General features: G+C 44.3%; 10 protein-coding genes and 1 pseudogene. 6 read left to right on the plus strand and 5 right to left on the minus strand.

The window, feature by feature from the left end:
- The first annotated feature begins 196 nt into the window (after positions 1-196).
- A complete protein-coding gene (locus EYR97_RS15625; RefSeq protein WP_131094594.1) occupies positions 197-3,649 on the plus strand; it encodes a PAS-domain containing protein in 3,453 nt (1,150 codons plus the stop codon).
- A gap of 201 nt (positions 3,650-3,850) precedes the next feature.
- Here EYR97_RS15625 and EYR97_RS15630 read toward each other — a convergent pair whose 3' ends face one another.
- A complete protein-coding gene (locus EYR97_RS15630) occupies positions 3,851-4,471 on the minus strand; it encodes a mechanosensitive ion channel family protein (protein WP_131094595.1) in 621 nt (206 codons plus the stop codon).
- 235 nt (positions 4,472-4,706) lie between these two features.
- Here EYR97_RS15630 and rimK point away from each other — a divergent pair, with 235 nt between their 5' ends.
- Genes rimK through EYR97_RS15645 form a run of 3 tightly spaced genes read left to right on the plus strand, consistent with a single transcriptional unit; the run spans position 4,707 to position 7,136 of the window.
- A complete protein-coding gene (gene rimK, locus EYR97_RS15635; RefSeq protein ID WP_131094596.1) occupies positions 4,707-5,612 on the plus strand; it encodes a 30S ribosomal protein S6--L-glutamate ligase in 906 nt (301 codons plus the stop codon).
- 41 nt (positions 5,613-5,653) lie between these two features.
- On the plus strand, positions 5,654-6,685 hold the full coding sequence (locus EYR97_RS15640) for a succinylglutamate desuccinylase/aspartoacylase family protein (protein ID WP_131094597.1): 1,032 nt from the start codon (positions 5,654-5,656) through the stop codon (positions 6,683-6,685).
- 31 nt (positions 6,686-6,716) lie between these two features.
- Positions 6,717-7,136, plus strand: a complete 420-nt coding sequence (locus tag EYR97_RS15645) for a RimK/LysX family protein (RefSeq protein ID WP_131094598.1) — start codon at positions 6,717-6,719, stop codon at positions 7,134-7,136.
- A gap of 130 nt (positions 7,137-7,266) precedes the next feature.
- Here EYR97_RS15645 and EYR97_RS15650 read toward each other — a convergent pair whose 3' ends face one another.
- Both EYR97_RS15650 and acs read right to left on the minus strand, forming a co-directional pair.
- A complete protein-coding gene (locus EYR97_RS15650; protein ID WP_131094599.1) occupies positions 7,267-7,911 on the minus strand; it encodes a response regulator transcription factor in 645 nt (214 codons plus the stop codon).
- A gap of 15 nt (positions 7,912-7,926) precedes the next feature.
- The gene (acs, locus tag EYR97_RS15655) at positions 7,927-9,873 is read right to left on the minus strand and encodes an acetate--CoA ligase (protein WP_131094600.1); all 1,947 of its coding nucleotides are present in this window, start codon (positions 9,871-9,873) and stop codon (positions 7,927-7,929) included.
- A gap of 244 nt (positions 9,874-10,117) precedes the next feature.
- Between acs and EYR97_RS15660 the strand changes: the two are divergent.
- A pseudogene (locus tag EYR97_RS15660) lies at positions 10,118-11,282 on the plus strand (DcaP family trimeric outer membrane transporter).
- A gap of 106 nt (positions 11,283-11,388) precedes the next feature.
- Here EYR97_RS15660 and EYR97_RS15665 read toward each other — a convergent pair.
- Both EYR97_RS15665 and EYR97_RS15670 read right to left on the minus strand, forming a co-directional pair.
- A complete protein-coding gene (locus EYR97_RS15665) occupies positions 11,389-12,543 on the minus strand; it encodes a Na/Pi symporter (protein ID WP_131094601.1) in 1,155 nt (384 codons plus the stop codon).
- Positions 12,544-12,681: 138 nt separating this feature from the next.
- Positions 12,682-13,734, minus strand: a complete 1,053-nt coding sequence (locus EYR97_RS15670; protein ID WP_131094602.1) for an aldo/keto reductase — start codon at positions 13,732-13,734, stop codon at positions 12,682-12,684.
- Between the two features lie 524 nt (positions 13,735-14,258).
- Here EYR97_RS15670 and EYR97_RS15675 point away from each other — a divergent pair.
- Complete coding sequence (locus EYR97_RS15675) at positions 14,259-16,736, plus strand: S8 family serine peptidase (protein WP_131094603.1); 2,478 nt, start codon at positions 14,259-14,261, stop codon at positions 16,734-16,736.
- Positions 16,737-16,759: the final 23 nt, after the last annotated feature.

Genomic DNA, 16,759 nt, shown 5'->3' on the forward strand with positions numbered 1-16,759 from the left:
CTTGTTAACGTTATTGCTGCATATAGAACTTAGCCATAAGTCTAATCAAAGCAGCAAAGTCAAGCATTTAGGAGATCAGGTACTACTCTAGACCTGCCTTAAAAAATACAAAATGAGACCATGGTCGTAGGTTAGACCATGGTCGAAATGATTATAATAACGACAGATTTGTTAAAACTTAGTTAAAGGTAAGCTTATGGTATTTGGTTGGGTTACATTGGCAGTGTTGTACCTTTTTCTACTTTTTTCACTTGCCAGTTGGGGAGAGAAAAACTCCTCCAAGGCGCGAGCAATCACGTCACACCCAGCTATTTATTCTCTTGCACTTGCCATTTATTGTACGGCGTGGACCTTCTTCGGCATGGTAGGGCAAGCCAGTCGAGATACGTGGATTTATCTACCCATTATGCTAGGGCCAATTTTGGTTTATGCATTGGGATACAAATTCATTTACAAGATGACGTTGGTCAGTAAAAAACAACATATCACCACAATTTCTGATTTTATCGCCTCTCGTTATGGCAAACGTCAAACGGTAGCATTGGTGGTAACTCTTATTGCACTGTTAGCAACTATCCCCTATATCGCTTTGCAATTAAAAGCCGTGGGGGCAACTTTTCAACTGCTTACTCAACAATCCAATAGCGATGCCATTATTTTAGCGGCGACAACATTTATTGGGGTGTTCGCAATTTACTTTGGAACCCGTCAAGCCGATGTTACCGAATATCGAAGAGGGCTAATGCTTGCCATTGCGTTTGAGTCAACAATTAAGTTACTTGCTCTGGTTCTTGTTGCTTTTGTAGGCTACACAGCTTGGAAAAACATTGAATCTGGCCCCTTCTTTGAGAGCTTTGTCAACGAAGCTGCGCTCGCACAATTTGGATCATTTTCATTTATAGCGCAGACTGTAATGGCAGCAGCAGCGATTGTTTGCCTACCTCGCCAATTCCACGTTGCTATTATCGACAATTTGAGTTTGGACCACATTCGCACTGCCCGTTGGTTATTTCCCTTATATTTAGCGGTAATATCAGCTGTCATCCCTATTATTGCTATTGCGGGCAAAGCCATTTTTGTAGGACAAGGTATCGAGCCAGATTCGTATGTACTCTCTCTTGCCGTATTTTCCGAGTCAACCCTACTTCAAGTTATTGTTTTTGTTGGAGGCTTGTCCGCAGCAACGGCAATGATTATCGTTGCCACACTTACTTTAAGTACTATGCTGACCAATGATGTTATTTTGCCAAGGATCCTCGCCTTTAGTGGTCAAACAGACAACAAGCAAGATCTGTCTAACCAAATTAGACTCATTCGTAGAATTGTCATTGCCTGTATTTTGATGTTGGCGTTTCTCTACCACCAGCAGATGACTGGAAGCCGTTCTTTGCACTCTATAGGGCTAATTGCTTTCTCGTTAGTTATTCAATTAATGCCAGCTATTGTAGGTGGTCTATACTGGAAGAAAGCACATGCCCATGGAGTCTACGCTGGCCTTATGGTGGGGTTAGTTATTTGGGTTTTATGGTTAGTATTGCCCATTGTTAGCGAGCAAGTTTCACAGCTAGAACAAAATGAGCTTATTAGCCAAGGAGCGATGATAAGTTTGGCTGCTAACTCAATTATTTACGCTTTGTTCTCTTGGTTTGCCCCACAGCGATTAATTGATCGTATTCAGGCAGAAGCATTTGTCTCACCTACGGTTTCCTCAAGTAATACTGTTAAAACTCAGGCTACCGATGTAACGGTTTCCGATTTAATCACCTTGCTGTCAACTTTTATGGGGTCGGGACGATGTGAGCAGTTACTCGAACAATATCAACAGCTCAATCACTGTGAGTTAAAACACGATGCTACGCCAAACGATTCTTTTCTTTCATTTTGTGAAAGAGCATTAGGAGGCGTTATTGGTGCATCGAGTGCGAAGGTATTGTTAGATAGTGCCTTGCGCGGTAAAAAAATGGACTTTACCGAAATTATCAATTTCTTCGACGATACCACCCAGGCCATGCAGTTTAATATGACCGCCTTGCTAACATCGTTAGAGAATATGGACCAAGGGATCAGCGTTGTTGATAAGCACCTAAATTTGGTGGCGTGGAACAAGCGTTATGCCGATCTTTACCCCTATCCAGATAACCTATTGGCGGTGGGAAATTCAATTGAAAAACTCATTCGCTACAATGCATCACAAGGCGAGTTTGGCACTGATAATGTTGAAGCTGAAGTAGAGAAACGCTTAAGCCATTTGCGTTCAGGCATGCCCCATAGGTTTACGCGTCAACGCAAAGACGGCCGTGTTATTGAAATGGTGGGCAACCCACTACCGGGTGGCGGCTTTGTAACCAGCTTTAACGACATTACGGGTCACGTTGAAATTCAACAAGCTCTTGAAGAATCGAACATTGACCTAGAAGCGCGCATTAAAAAACGTACTGAAGAAGTACATTCAATTAACGCCGAATTACGACTTGAAATTGAACGGCGCTCGGAAGCTGAAAAAGAGCTAATTCGGGCGCGCAAGGCTGCAGAGGATGCCAATGCCAGTAAAACCCGCTTTTTGGCGTTGGCCAGTCACGATGTATTGCAGCCTCTTAATGCGGCAAAGCTATATGTCAGTGCATTGGAAGAACAAGAACTGCCCGATTCAGCCCATGCGATTATTCAAAAGCTCAATCACAGTGTTATCTCAAGTGAAAACCTTATTGGCACATTACTGGATATTGCCAGACTCGATCAGGGTGAAATGAAGCCAGAATTCGAGTCAGTGGACGTGAATACCTTACTCTCTCCATTAGTGGATGAAATGGCTATGCGCGCAAAGGAAAAAGGCCTTAAATTTAAGGCAATTATTCGCCCGTGCTGGGTTAGCGCGGACAAAACCTACTTGTACCGAATTGTGCAAAACTTACTTTCAAATGCGGTGAAATACACCGAAAAGGGCCGCGTATTATTCACTGTTAAACCCGTAGGGCAAACTGTTTATTTTAAAATAATGGATACGGGAATTGGTATTTCAAAAGACAAGAAAGACAGTATTTTCGGTGATTTTTTCCGTGCTAATGAAAGCAAAGAGCACGGGCTTGGCTTAGGCTTAGGCGTAGTAAAGAGATTAAGCCTGCAACTCAACAGTAACATTCAAGTGACATCCAACGTTGCCAAAGGAAGCTGTTTTGCCTTTTCTTTGATTAAAACCGAACCTAAAGCTATTGCGAGTGAAGCGGCCAAGCCACGGAATACCACATTTAGCGGTATGGATGTACTTTGCGTTGATGACCAACGTGAGAACCTAGATGCAATGCAAACATTACTGACTAAGTGGGGAATAAATGTTGCGCTTGCCAACAATTGGGATGACGCCCTCACGTTGTGTGAAACCATTCAGCCGCAAATATTGCTAATGGACTATCAACTAAGCCACGACGATGCGAAAAACGGTCTGGCATTAATTGAGGAAATACGAACGCGCTTGAATATTGTCGTCCCTGCAGCTTTGATCACTGCAACCCCTGATGAAACATTGGTTACACAGTGCAAAGCGCAGGGAGTAAATTTCTTGTCTAAGCCATTAAAACCAGCGAAATTGAGAGCGTTATTGCAAAGTATGACGCGCTACATTCGCGAAGCAAAAAATATCACAGAGGAATAGGAAAAATTAGGGCGTTTTGACCTTTGCAGTTCACTATTATACCTGCGGTAACACGCCGCGATTACGAACATTTTAACTCTCGCTGAGTGGGTAATTATCTGTGCGGACTGATATTATTTCACGCTAAGTGAGTTTTAGCACGCCAAGTGAGTTTCAAGCAGAAAGGTCAATGCGCTTTGGTATAAGCGACTGCTTCTAACGTTACCGCTCTTCAGGTGTTTTACCTTCGTCAACTTTAAGGTGAGTGCTTTCAGTGGTAGATTTAGAAACCACTTTACCCATTGAGCCCCATTTCACTTTAGGGTTAAGCAGTACCGGCCGCGTGAGTATCAGATTGTTGGGGTACATTAAGGTTTCGCGTTCGGCTGTAACCAAACGTGTACTGAATGGGCCTAAATCAGCAATAACGCCTTCAATAAAGTTATCGCCATCCAAAATACGCACATAATTTCCGCGCCTGTAAGCAACATTGGTTAATAAAATGAAGTAGGCGGTAATATTACTTATTAACGACCAGCTTGCAAACAGCGCTACACCGGTAACGGTAATAATAGATGTAGATAAAACCAGTAGCCCAGAAAAATCAATCCCCCACGCTAGAAGAAGCAACGAAACAGAAAGTGTTGCAACGAGCACTCTAGCTGCGAATAACCCCTTTATGGCGCTGCTCGATTTGAGCTTAGATTTCTCGATGTTATTTTCTAACTTTGGCAACAGCTTTCTTGAAGTAGCCAAGTACACCAATAACACGATACCACTCCACACAACGTTAGATTGATATTCTGTCAACCATATCAAAAACGCGTGCCACCAATCATTCATCTAAAGCTACCTTAACACTGTTAATTCAACACAACTTGGTATGCTAACGCGATTAGTAGTGAAGTTCATTCATTAAAAGCAATCGACACAACAAGAATTATTCGTAAGACACATATTGCCCCATCACCTATTATGCGCGCAAAAATACTTGTCTAAAACGTATTCACGTTCTACCGTGGTATATGACAGAAATCGAACACCTTCAAAAATAATACAAACTACAGGCTTTTTTAAAATGCGTATCGCTATACTTTCCAGAAATCCACGTCTTTATTCTACGTCACGTTTAGTGGAAGCCGGGCAAGCTCGGGGCCATGAAGTTGATGTCATCGACACAATGCATTGCTACATGGATATCACAAGTTCGCGACCGTCTGTGCGCTATCACGGTAAAAAGTTACCCTACTATGACGCCGTAATTCCGCGTATTGGCGCGTCAGTGAGCTTCTACGGCACGTCTGTTGTTCGTCAATTTGAGATGATGGGCACATACAGCCTAAACGAGTCGGTAGCGATAAGTCGTTCAAGAGACAAGTTGCGATCGTTGCAGTTACTGTCGCGCAAAGGCATCGGCATGCCTAGAACGGGTTTTGCTCACCACCCTGACAAAATTGATGACGTTATCAAGACCGTTGGTGGTGCACCAGTTGTGATTAAGTTACTTGAAGGCACCCAAGGTATTGGTGTTGTACTTGCAGACACCCAAAAGGCCGCAGAGTCGATTATTGAAGCCTTTATGGGACTCAATGCCAGCATCTTGGTTCAAGAATTTATTAAAGAAGCCGGCGGCGCTGACATTCGCTGCTTTGTAGTGGGTGGAAAAGTTGTCGCAGCAATGAAACGCCAAGCGGCACCGGGTGAATTCCGCTCAAACTTACACCGTGGTGGACAAGCAAGCTTAGTAAGACTAAGCCCAGCGGAAAGAAAAACTGCCGTAGATGCGGCAAAAACTATGGGATTGAATTGCTGTGGTGTAGATATTTTACGCTCAAACAATGGCCCTGTGGTAATGGAAGTGAACTCATCGCCAGGACTTGAAGGCATTGAAAAGGCCACACATAAAGACGTGGCATCAATGATTATTGAGTTCATCGAAAAAAGTGCTGAACCCCATAAAACCAAAACCCGTGGTAAAGGTTAAGCAGCGTAAATCGCTGCCCCGTTCACAATAGGAAGACCTTAGTGGTAAAAGACGTGTTGACCATTGGGGGTGAAACTATCGCCCCTGGTGAAACTAAGAAAATTGAACTAGAAATGCCGCCATTGTATACCGCAACCAGCATGAGTATTCCGGTATACGTCAAACGCGGAAAGCGCCCTGGGCCAACCATGTTTGTCAGCGCAGCGATTCACGGTGACGAACTCAATGGCATTGAAATTGTTGGAAGGCTTATTCGTTCTAAGGCCATTTCACGAATTCGAGGAACGCTTATTGCGGTTCCTATGGTGAACGTTTACGGGGTATTGAACCAATCTCGTTATCTGCCCGATAGACGGGACTTAAACCGCAGCTTTCCTGGAAGTAAAAAGGGCTCTTTGGCGGGACGCTTAGCAAACCTTTTTTTCAAAGAAGTCGTGTCTAAATGTGATGTGGGGATTGATTTACACACAGGCGCTATCCATCGCAGTAACTTGCCTCAGGTACGTGCAGATCTTGACGATGAAGACGTACTAGAAATGGCAAAGGCCTTTGGTGTTCCCGTTTTACTGAATGCTGAACTTCGCGATGGATCATTACGCGAAGCAGCAAGTGCCAGTGGTGTAAAAATATTGCTGTACGAAGCTGGGCAAGCATTGCGTTACGACGAGTTTTCGATTCGCGCCGGAGTCAGAGGTATTGTGAATACCATGAGACATTTAGGCATGCTAAATAAAAGCCGTTCAAAAGGTCACAATATAGAGCGGTTTATCGCACGTCAAAGTGGCTGGGTACGGGCATCTGAAAGCGGTTTCGTTAATCATATTGCGCAATTGGGCGATCATGTATCTAAAGGCGATAAGTTGGCAACCATTGCAGATCCATTTGGCAACTTTCTAGACAATATTATCAGCCCAGCTGAAGGCGTGGTAATAGGCAAGCAAAATATACCTCTCACTCAAGAAGGTGAAGCGGTCTATCACATTGCCTACTTTTCTGAGCCCGACTCTGTTGCAGAACACGTAGAACTTTTACAAGACAATTTATTACCGCCAGAACAAGGCACCATTGAATAATACTCGGTAGAAACCCTATGAAAAATAAAAAATAGTTGGTGCAGTAGAGCTATGCGATTTGCCTAAATTAGCTATCAGTGACTTAAATGTGCGCGTCGATACAGGTGCTGCTACATCATCACTGCATGTTGATAACATTGAAGAAATAGAAAAAGACGGAGAGCTTTGGATCACTTTTGACATTCACCCTGATATTCACAATGTAGAGCGCGTTGTGCGCCGTGAAGCAAGAGTAGAAGGACAAAAGCGCGTTAAAAGCTCTACCGCGACTTTAGAAAAGCGTTATGTAATAGTAACGCCTATAATTATGGACGGAGAGCAATGGGATATTCAACTAACGCTGACTGACCGCTCTGAAATGACCTACTTAATGCTACTAGGCAGAGAAGCAATGAGTGGTCACTTCATTGTAGACCCTGAGTTCGATTTTATACTTACAGGTAAAGATTAATGCGAAAAGCGGCGGTGTTGTAGAGCGCGGATATAACGAATAAACTGGTTTTAGTACTGCTGAATTGTTCTACAACACTGGTTGTTTATGAGGCTACCTATCAATTGGCTAAGGTATCGACTGGATTCACTTATTGCTTGGGCGGCTCAAGCTCAAGTTGTGAGGCAATTAATACCGCTTGAGTGCGGTTATTAATACCCAATTTTTTAAAGATTGCGGTTACGTGTGCTTTTACTGTGGCTTCAGCAATGTCTAAATTAAACCCAATCTGCTTATTAAGTAAGCCATCGCGCATGTAACACAGTACTTTGTACTGAGACGGCGTGAGAGATGCTACCTTGTCGGCAAGTTCAGAAAATGCCTCGTTCACTTCATCAACATTGTCACTTACATTCTCAGGTAACCACACATCACCATCTAAAATAGCTTCAACCGCATTGGCGATATCTTGCGCACTGGCTGTTTTGGGAATAAAGCCCAACGCACCAACACTGATGATTTTAGAGATAAGGGTGGTGTCTTCAGTACCTGAAACAACTGCAACGGGTAAATCGGGAAATAATTTGCGGATATGTAATAAGCCGAATAAGTCATTACTTCCCGGCATGTGTAAATCGAGTAACAACAAGTCGATATCCTCATTGTTGAGAATATCGACTGTGGTATTCAAATCACCCGCTTCTTTTAATGTCAAAGTGGGTGAGGACAACGACAGTGCGCCTCTTAATGCATCGCGATACAGCGGATGATCATCTGCGATTAAAAGCGTTATCATTGTGTTTGTCCTTTATTATTTGTTAAGACGCTCCTCTATCAGTGTATCAACAACCGACGGATCAGCCAACGTAGAAGTGTCACCTAACTGCTCGTGTTCATTTGCTGCAATCTTGCGAAGAATACGACGCATGATTTTACCTGAACGCGTTTTTGGTAGACCATTTGACCATTGGATCATATCTGGCGTAGCAATTGGGCTTAGCTCTTGTCTTACCCACGCTTTCAGTTCTTTAGTTAGGTCTTCATCAACCGCTACACCTTCATTTGGTGTGACGTAAACATAGATACCTTGCCCTTTAATATCATGAGGATAACCCACAACAGCCGCTTCTGCTACTTTAGGGTGAGCTACCAATGCACTTTCAATTTCTGCAGTACCTAAGCGGTGACCAGATACGTTTAATACGTCATCCACTCGACCGGTTATCCAATAAAAGCCATCTTCATCACGACGGGCACCATCACCGGTAAAGTACACCCCTTTATAAGCACTGAAATACGTGTTGATAAAGCGCTGATGGTCACCATAGACTGTTCTGGCTTGGCTCGGCCAGCTGTCTTTAATAACTAAGTTCCCTTCTGCTGCCCCTTCTAGTTCATTACCATCTGCATCGAAAAGTGCCGGTTGAACTCCGAAGAATGGACGTGTTGCAGAGCCAGGTTTCAACTCAGTCGCGCCAGGAAGCGGCAGGATCATATGACCGCCGGTTTCGGTTTGCCACCAGGTATCGATAATTGGGCAACGGCCTTGACCAATAACGCGGTGATACCATTCCCACGCTTCCGGGTTGATTGGCTCGCCTACCGTGCCTAATAGGCGCAAAGACGAAAGATCACACCCTTCTGCCGGTACATCGCCGTGTGCCATCAATGCGCGAATTGCAGTTGGTGCTGTGTACAAACTATTTACTTTGTACTTTTCAACCACCTGAGCAATACGTTTAACGTCAGGATATGTTGGTACGCCTTCAAAAAACACCTGAGAGGCCGCATTGATCATTGGGCCATATACCATGTAGCTGTGACCTGTGATCCAACCTACATCTGCCGTACACCAATAGATATCATCTTCTTTGTAATCAAAGGCGTATTTAAACGTCATTGCAGAGTACAGTAAGAATCCACCCGTTGTATGGACCACACCTTTAGGCGTACCCGTTGAACCTGAGGTATATAGAATGAAAAGCGGGTCTTCCGCGTTCATGACTTCTGGTTCACACTGTGAAGCACAGCTATCAATAGCGTCGTGCCACCACACATCGTATTGCTCATTCCATTCAACATCGCCACCCGTCAACTTGTGAACAATGACGTTTGTAATTGAAGGGCATGCCCCACCCGCTAGCGCTTTATCAACATTCGCTTTAAGTGGAATGCTTCTTCCTGCACGACGACCTTCGTCTGCCGTAATCACGACCTTGGCGCTGCTGTCGTTGATACGATCAGCAATAGCGTTAGGAGAGAAACCACCAAATATAACCGAGTGAACGGCACCAATTCTGGCACAAGCCAGCATTGCATAGGCCGCTTCAGGGATCATAGGCATGTAGATAGCAACGCGGTCGCCTTTTCCTACGCCCATGCCTTTTAGTGCATTAGCCAACTTGCACACTTCGTAGTGTACTTGCTGATAAGTAATATCTTGACTGTCTTGTGGAGAATCACCTTCCCAATGAAAGGCTACCTTTGTTGCATTTTTGGCAAGATGGCGGTCAATACAGTTATAGCTAGCATTAAGCTCACCATCTTCGAACCACTTTATGGACACATCATCTGCGCCAAAGTGTGTGTTCTTGATCTTAGACGGCTTTTGATACCACTCGAGCATAGATGCATGTTCAGCCCAGAATGCTTCAGGCTGCTCTACAGACTGCTTGTACATTGCATCGTATTGCTCAGCGTTTAAATGCGTAGACTGAAGGATATTTTCAGGTACTGGATATGTCTTATTGGCGGTCATAAAACTTGCCTCCACTATGAATAATGTAAAATTCTTGTTGTATGGTGCAACACTCTAGCCTGTCATCAATAAAGCAAAATGAGACTTTGGTCTTAACAATTATCCAAAATTAGTTCTGGGTCTTTAGTACTACGACTATGGTCTTATGCGACCATGGGCGTATTTAAATCTGGGATAATACGTTCACAATTAGCAATGTTAACGTTGAATTTACATTTAATTAACCACTTTTTTGGAAAACACGATGAAAGCTAAAATAAAAAACCACAGCAGCAGCCGTTGCACTTTGCTTAGCAGCATCAAGCGGTGCAGTAAATGCAGCCACGATTGGCGACACAAGTGTGAAATTCACGGGCTATATAAAAATGGACGCCATGGTAAGTGATTACTCTGACGGTACCATCGCATCAGGCAGCGTCGGTCGAGATTTTTATATCCCTTCACTAACTCCGGTTGGTGGCGTTGACGAGGATGCCCAATTTGATGCTCACATCAGAACATCACGCTTCCGCTTTTCAACATCTACGCCGACTGCTGAAGGTGACACCATTAATGGTGTGTTCGAACTAGACTTTGTAGTCACCAGCGGCGGTGATGAGCGTATTAGTAACTCTTATGTTCCTCGTGTTCGTCACGCTTACCTTACCTACAAAAACTGGTTAGTAGGTCAGACGTGGACAACATTCATGGACGTGGGTTCACTTCCAGAATCACTAGATTTTATTGGTATTACTGATGGCATTACCTTTGGTCGTCAAGTTATGGTTCGTTATACCAGCGGTGGTCTACAGCTGGCTCTTGAGAATCCCGAGTCGACCATTACGCCATTTGGCGGCGGTGGCCGAATTGTAAGTGACGACAACACAGTACCAGATTTTGTTGCTGCTTATACCTCAAAGTACGATTGGGGTTATGTGAAAGTGGCAGGTCTGTTACGACAGTTATCGTACGACAATGCCGGCGATATCGATGCAGATGAAACCAGTTTTGGCGTAGCGGTATCCGGTAAATACAAACTGTCGAATGGCGACGATATTCGCTTTATGTTTAACACAGGTTCTGGTTTAGGTCGCTACGCGGCACTTAATGCGGTAAATGGTGCAGTGCTTAATGCAAATGGTGACTTAGAGGCTATTGACACCACAGGCTATGCCATTTCTTACCGCCATGTATGGAATGAAAAAGCCCGCAGTAGCATTATGTTCTCGGCATTTGAAGCCGATAACGACACGGCGCTAACCGGGCTTGGTACTACGGAAAGCACATACAGTACACGTGTAAACTACCTTTACTCACCGACCAAAGCACTCACCGTTGGTGCTGAGTACGCTTTTGCTCATCGCGAAGTAGAATCGGGCCTAGAAGGTGACATGAACCGTCTTCAAGTATCGGTTAAATACGCTTTCTAAGGTAGAATAAATCCGACTAGAAGCGGTGCTCAAGCACCGCTTTTTTGTTTCATTTTCATGAACTACACGTCACAAGTAACTTGCCAGTTTACTGTCATCACGCAATTTAAAGCGTAGTAAATATGATCCCCAGCGGCATGAAGAAAAACAAGCCTGCAATGTATGCTGCGCCATACAGCTTTCGCTCAGCAGCAACAACGGATAGTTGATATGACAGGTTGAGCGGGATATTGCGCAACATGGGAATGCCGTAAATTACCGTCACTCCCAATACGTTATAGAGCAAATGAACCAATGCTATTTGCAGCGCGAAGCCACTATTTACTCCAGACACGCCTAATGCAGCAATAAGTGCCGTTATGCAGGTGCCAATATTCGCGCCAAGAGTAAAAGGGTAAATATCCTTTGCTTGTAATACGTTGCTTCCCACCAGCGGTACCATAAGTGATGTGGTGGTTGAAGATGATTGTACAAGCACAGTGGTAATTGCCCCTGACGCAATACCTGACAAAGGGCCCTTGCCAATACTTTTATGTAAAAGCTCCTTGGCTTTACCCACCATTAGGGATTTCATTATTTTTCCCATATAGGTAATCGATAGCATGATCAAACCGATACCCAAAATGATTTTTGCAACACCTGGATAAATAGACGGCAAGAATTGAAGATACTCAGTTACAAGATCTGTTATTGGTTGAGTGAGGGCTTTAATTGGGTTTACTCCACCCACCCCCATAGCTTGCCCCGTATGCAACAAAGTAACAAGCTGACCGCTGAGGTACTCAAGTACACCAAAAGCCATTTCGAGTGGCAGGAAAATAAAAACTGACAACACGTTAAAAAAATCATGAATAGTCGCAGCATTAAATGCTCGCTGGAACTCTTCCTTTTTTGCTACATGCCCAAGACTAACCAAGGTGTTGGTAATGCTTGTCCCTATATTGGCTCCCATCATCATTGGTACGGCAATAGTTATAGGCAGACCGCCTGCGACCATACCGACAATAATGGAAGTAACTGTACTGGATGATTGAATAAGTGCTGTAGACACCATGCCGATGATAAGCCCCATTATAGGGTTAGAGGCAAAATTAAATAGCGCTTTAGCGTGATCACCTGCGGCATACTCAAAACCGCTACCGATAAGACTTACAGCAAGTAGCATCACATAAACAAGCAAGGCAAGAAGTAACCAGCGTTGCCAATTATGATGATTATCAATACTAGGGGAGTCAGCAAATTGAGGGTTGATTAGAGACATAGTGTATTTAGAAGCAAAACATAAAAATGCATAGTATGACTTCTGTATTACACAAAAATGACGAGCTAAAGCGCGCTAGAAAGTCAATGGCTAGCGTGTGTTAACCGCTAGCCATAAATAATTAACCTGTCCTGTTTGCTAAAAACCAAGAGGGAATGTGCGAAGCACTGTGTTCACCTTATCTAAGGCTGATGGTGACAGAGAAATATCAAACGCCTCAATATTTTCAGCAAGCTGTGATACTGATGTCGCTCCTATTATCGTAGATGTCACCCCTGGTACTTGTTTACACCAAGCCAACGCCAGTTGCGATGGTGTCATCCCTTCTTGCTGCGCAATTTCTACATATTGCGCTGTCGCTTCATGTGCTAAAGGCTGATTGCGAAACAAGCCCATACGTTGCACTAGCGTCCATCGAGAACCTTTTGGTCGATTACCTTGTGCGTATTTCCCACTTAGAATACCAGTTGCAAGAGGAGACCAAGGTAAGTACGCAATATCTTCAAGTTCGCACATCTCAATTAAGTACGGCCAATCTTTAGCATGAAGCAGACTAAACTCATTCTGAATAGATACGGGGTTGGGAATGCTCATTTCTTTGCACAATGACAGAAACGTGTGGATACCCCAAGGGGTATCATCAGACAACCCCCAATGCTTGATTTTACCGCTGTCTAACGCGTTCTTTATTCCCACTAAGATGTCGCGCATTCCTTCCACTTCTTTTTCACGATCAACCTTTGTTGGGTTTGTCATGTCAGGCCAATGCTTTCCAAAATGCGGTGTTACGCGATTGGGCCAATGTAATTGATATACATCGATATAGTCGGTGTGAAGTCGTTGCAATGAATCATCAAGAGCCTCTGTAACCGCTTGTGAAGTAATTGGCCCACCGTCTCTAATGTAAGAAAGGCCGCTTCCCGCAATTTTAGTCATTAGTACCATATCTTTGCGCGATGCAGAATGTCGGCTAAGCCAATCTCCTATAATGCGCTCTGTATCACCGTAGGTTTCCGCATTGGGTGGGATGGGATACATTTCTGCGGTATCAATAAAGTTTATGCCTTTATCAAGCGCGTATTTTATTTGTTCATCGGCGTCTTGTTGGGTGTTTTGAATTCCCCATGTCATTGTGCCTAAACAAATTTCTGATACCTGTAAATCACTATTTCCTAAGCGGTTAAACTTCATTTTTGCTTCTACCTTGGCTTTTACCTTGTTTGTGCAACGATAAGTCACCTCTTGAGAAAAAAGCCCTCTGTGATCATGAGGTGTTCTTAGTGGCTGACCCAATTACTTAACGTACTGGTCGCGCCTTGGTATCTCCTTTAAGCTCGACCATTTCATACGCAAATTTTACGGGCGATTATCGTTCTGCAAGCGTAAATAAAACCGTAAATTTACCAAAAGCGCGGGGAATTGTCGCAGAACTCATGTTCAATAACAGAATTAACACGACAGACGTGAGGCAGAAATTTTAAACTGTAAATACGTACTTGCCCTAGAGCCCCTTCATTTTCTAATTAAAAAAATCACACAATTAGGGTGAAACCCCTATATTAGAACAAAATTCAAACGGCCATTATTAGAGCGTACTTTGCTGCGATGATGTGAATCAAAAAACGCGTGTTTTAGTTTTGTCCATAGGTACTAATGCCAAGGGTCTGAACAGTGAATTAATTACACAACGCAGCCTCAAGAATTTGGAGAAGAAAATGAAGAAGTTCGCCCTATCTACGTTGGCTACAGCTATGCTAGCAATCCCTTCAGCCCATACACTTGCTGATGCTTACATTGGCTCACAAATGGCTGAGAAGCTTGTGTCGCTTTCCCCTGCTGAATCGCTGATGGCTGTTGTTACGTACGATCAAATGTCACCACTTGCCGAGTCACAAATTACGCAACTATTAAACTTGGGTATTACAGAAGGCGTGCAATTTAAGAACCTTCCAATTATTGGTGTGGTGGCGACTAAGGCGCAAATTGAGGCTATTGCTCAATTCGACGGTGTACGCTCAGTTTTTGCGAACCGTGAAATGAAGCTATACAACGCTGATGCACGTGAGATCACAGGCGTTGCTGATTTGCAGGGCGAAGGATTTGCTTCAAGAAACAACGTTGAGTTCACTGGTAAAGGCTCAACTATTTTAGTGATTGATTCAGGTATTGACGCTTCTCACCAAGATCACTTCTTTGGCGATACTGTGGTTGATAACGTGCAAGCAATATTGAATCCGGGTGCGCTTTCTATCGTTGGCGTAACGGGTCCAACACTATCAAACCAAGTGAATACCGACCTAAACTCAGGACACGGCACACACGTTGCCGGTACTATCGCGGGTAGCGGTGTAATGTCTGATGGCAAACACCGTGGAGCAGCCCCAGATGCTGACATCATTGGCTATGGTTCAGGCGCAGCAGTACTGCTTTTAGACACCATCGGCGGCTTCGATTACGCAATTAGCAAGCAATACACATTCGACAACCCCATTAAAGTTATCAGCAACTCGTGGGGTTCTAGCGGCAAGTACGAACCACTCGGCCCTGTTTCATTGGCAAGTTACAAAGCGCACAACATGGGTATGATTAGCGTATTCGCAGCAGGTAACGATGGCCCGGGTGAAGACTCGCATAACCCATATGCACAAATCCCTTGGGGTATATCTGTAGGTGCGGGTGACAAGTTCGGAAAACTCGCTGGTTTCTCATCTCGCGGATTAAAAGGCGAGACTGGCGACTTTACTATGCCTGACGGCACGCAATGGACGTATAACAACGAAGTCTCTATTGTCGCTCCAGGTGTAGACATTATCTCGACACGTGCAGTATTAAACGCCGCCGCGAATGGTGGCGACGCAGACATAGATGCAATTGAACCTCAGAACCTTCCTTTCTACACCATGATTTCTGGCACATCTATGGCGACACCGCATGTTTCAGGCATTATCGCATTGATGCTGGAAGCGAACCCGAATCTTGATAACGCGACCATTAAGCGCTTACTTCAAGAGACAGCCACTAACATGCCTGGTTATGAGCGCTGGGAAGTCGGAGCGGGTTACGTTAATGCACGTTCAGCAGTTGCTGCTGCCCTACTTGAAGATATGGACCATAAAGTTACGGTTAATAACTTAGATGGTAAAAGCTTTAAGGCAAATGCACTTGTAACCACCAGCGATCGAGTAGAAAACTTCGATGTTTTTTATTCACCGGTAGGAGAGCCTGAAGTTATTCCGTTTGAAGTAGGTTCAGAAGAGGTACTTGTTAAAGCGTCTGCCGATAGTTTTGCAAACTTGACCAAGCTTGTTCTTGTAGCCCCTGACGGCACTGAATATCGCGGTAACTTAACTACGCCAGTACTTTCTACCACCATGCGTGTTGCTGCACCAGCCATGCCTGGTACGTGGGGCGTATATGTTTATGGTTTAACATCACTCTCTGGTGTAGAAGCAGACCCATTAGGTTTAACTAACGGCCCAGGTTTACCTGAAACATTTAACGTAACAGTGTCGTTCGAAAATAGCGGGGGCTTTGAAGGTATGGACGACGTAGAAGGTCACCCTCAACAAAACGCCATAGAGTTCGCGGTAAGTGAGCGCTTAATGGACGCCATCAATAGTCGAGGCTTCTCACCTGATGCTCGTCTTAAACGCAAGGACTTTGCGCGCTATGCGGTAATGGGTGGAGCCGTTAGACAGTACCGTGACCTCTTGAATGAAGAACGTCCTAACATAGGTTCAGTACCTGGTTTTGACAAAGCGTTCGTTGAATCAGTAATGGTTAAAGGTGGCGCACTTAAAGATAAGCTTCGTACACAGTCTCCTGTACTTCGCAGCGAAAATGGTAGTGCTGACCCATTCGCTAGTGTTACTAAGCTAGATATCGCTTACTCACTGGTACAGATGCTTGGCTTGGAAGAAGCAGCACTTAGTTTTGACCCTACCGCCGACATCGTTGTTGACTATAACGGTGAGCAAATTGTGCTAGAAGATCAAGACAGTATTCCAGCTGATATGAAAGGCTACGTTCAGTTAGCACTTACCTTGTCGTTGATTAACGCAGAGTTCGGTGTAGAGCAAAGTCCATTCAGCATCACGCCTACTATCACTGCGAGCTTCGCGCCAGATACGGTTATAACCAGAGCGCATTACGCTGTATTAGCTTCGCGCTTCTTTGCTCAGTATTTCGAATAAAATCGCAAACCACTGAAAACGGT

The sequence above is a fragment of the Alteromonas sp. KUL42 genome (assembly GCF_006538325.1).
Taxonomy (GTDB): domain Bacteria; phylum Pseudomonadota; class Gammaproteobacteria; order Enterobacterales; family Alteromonadaceae; genus Alteromonas.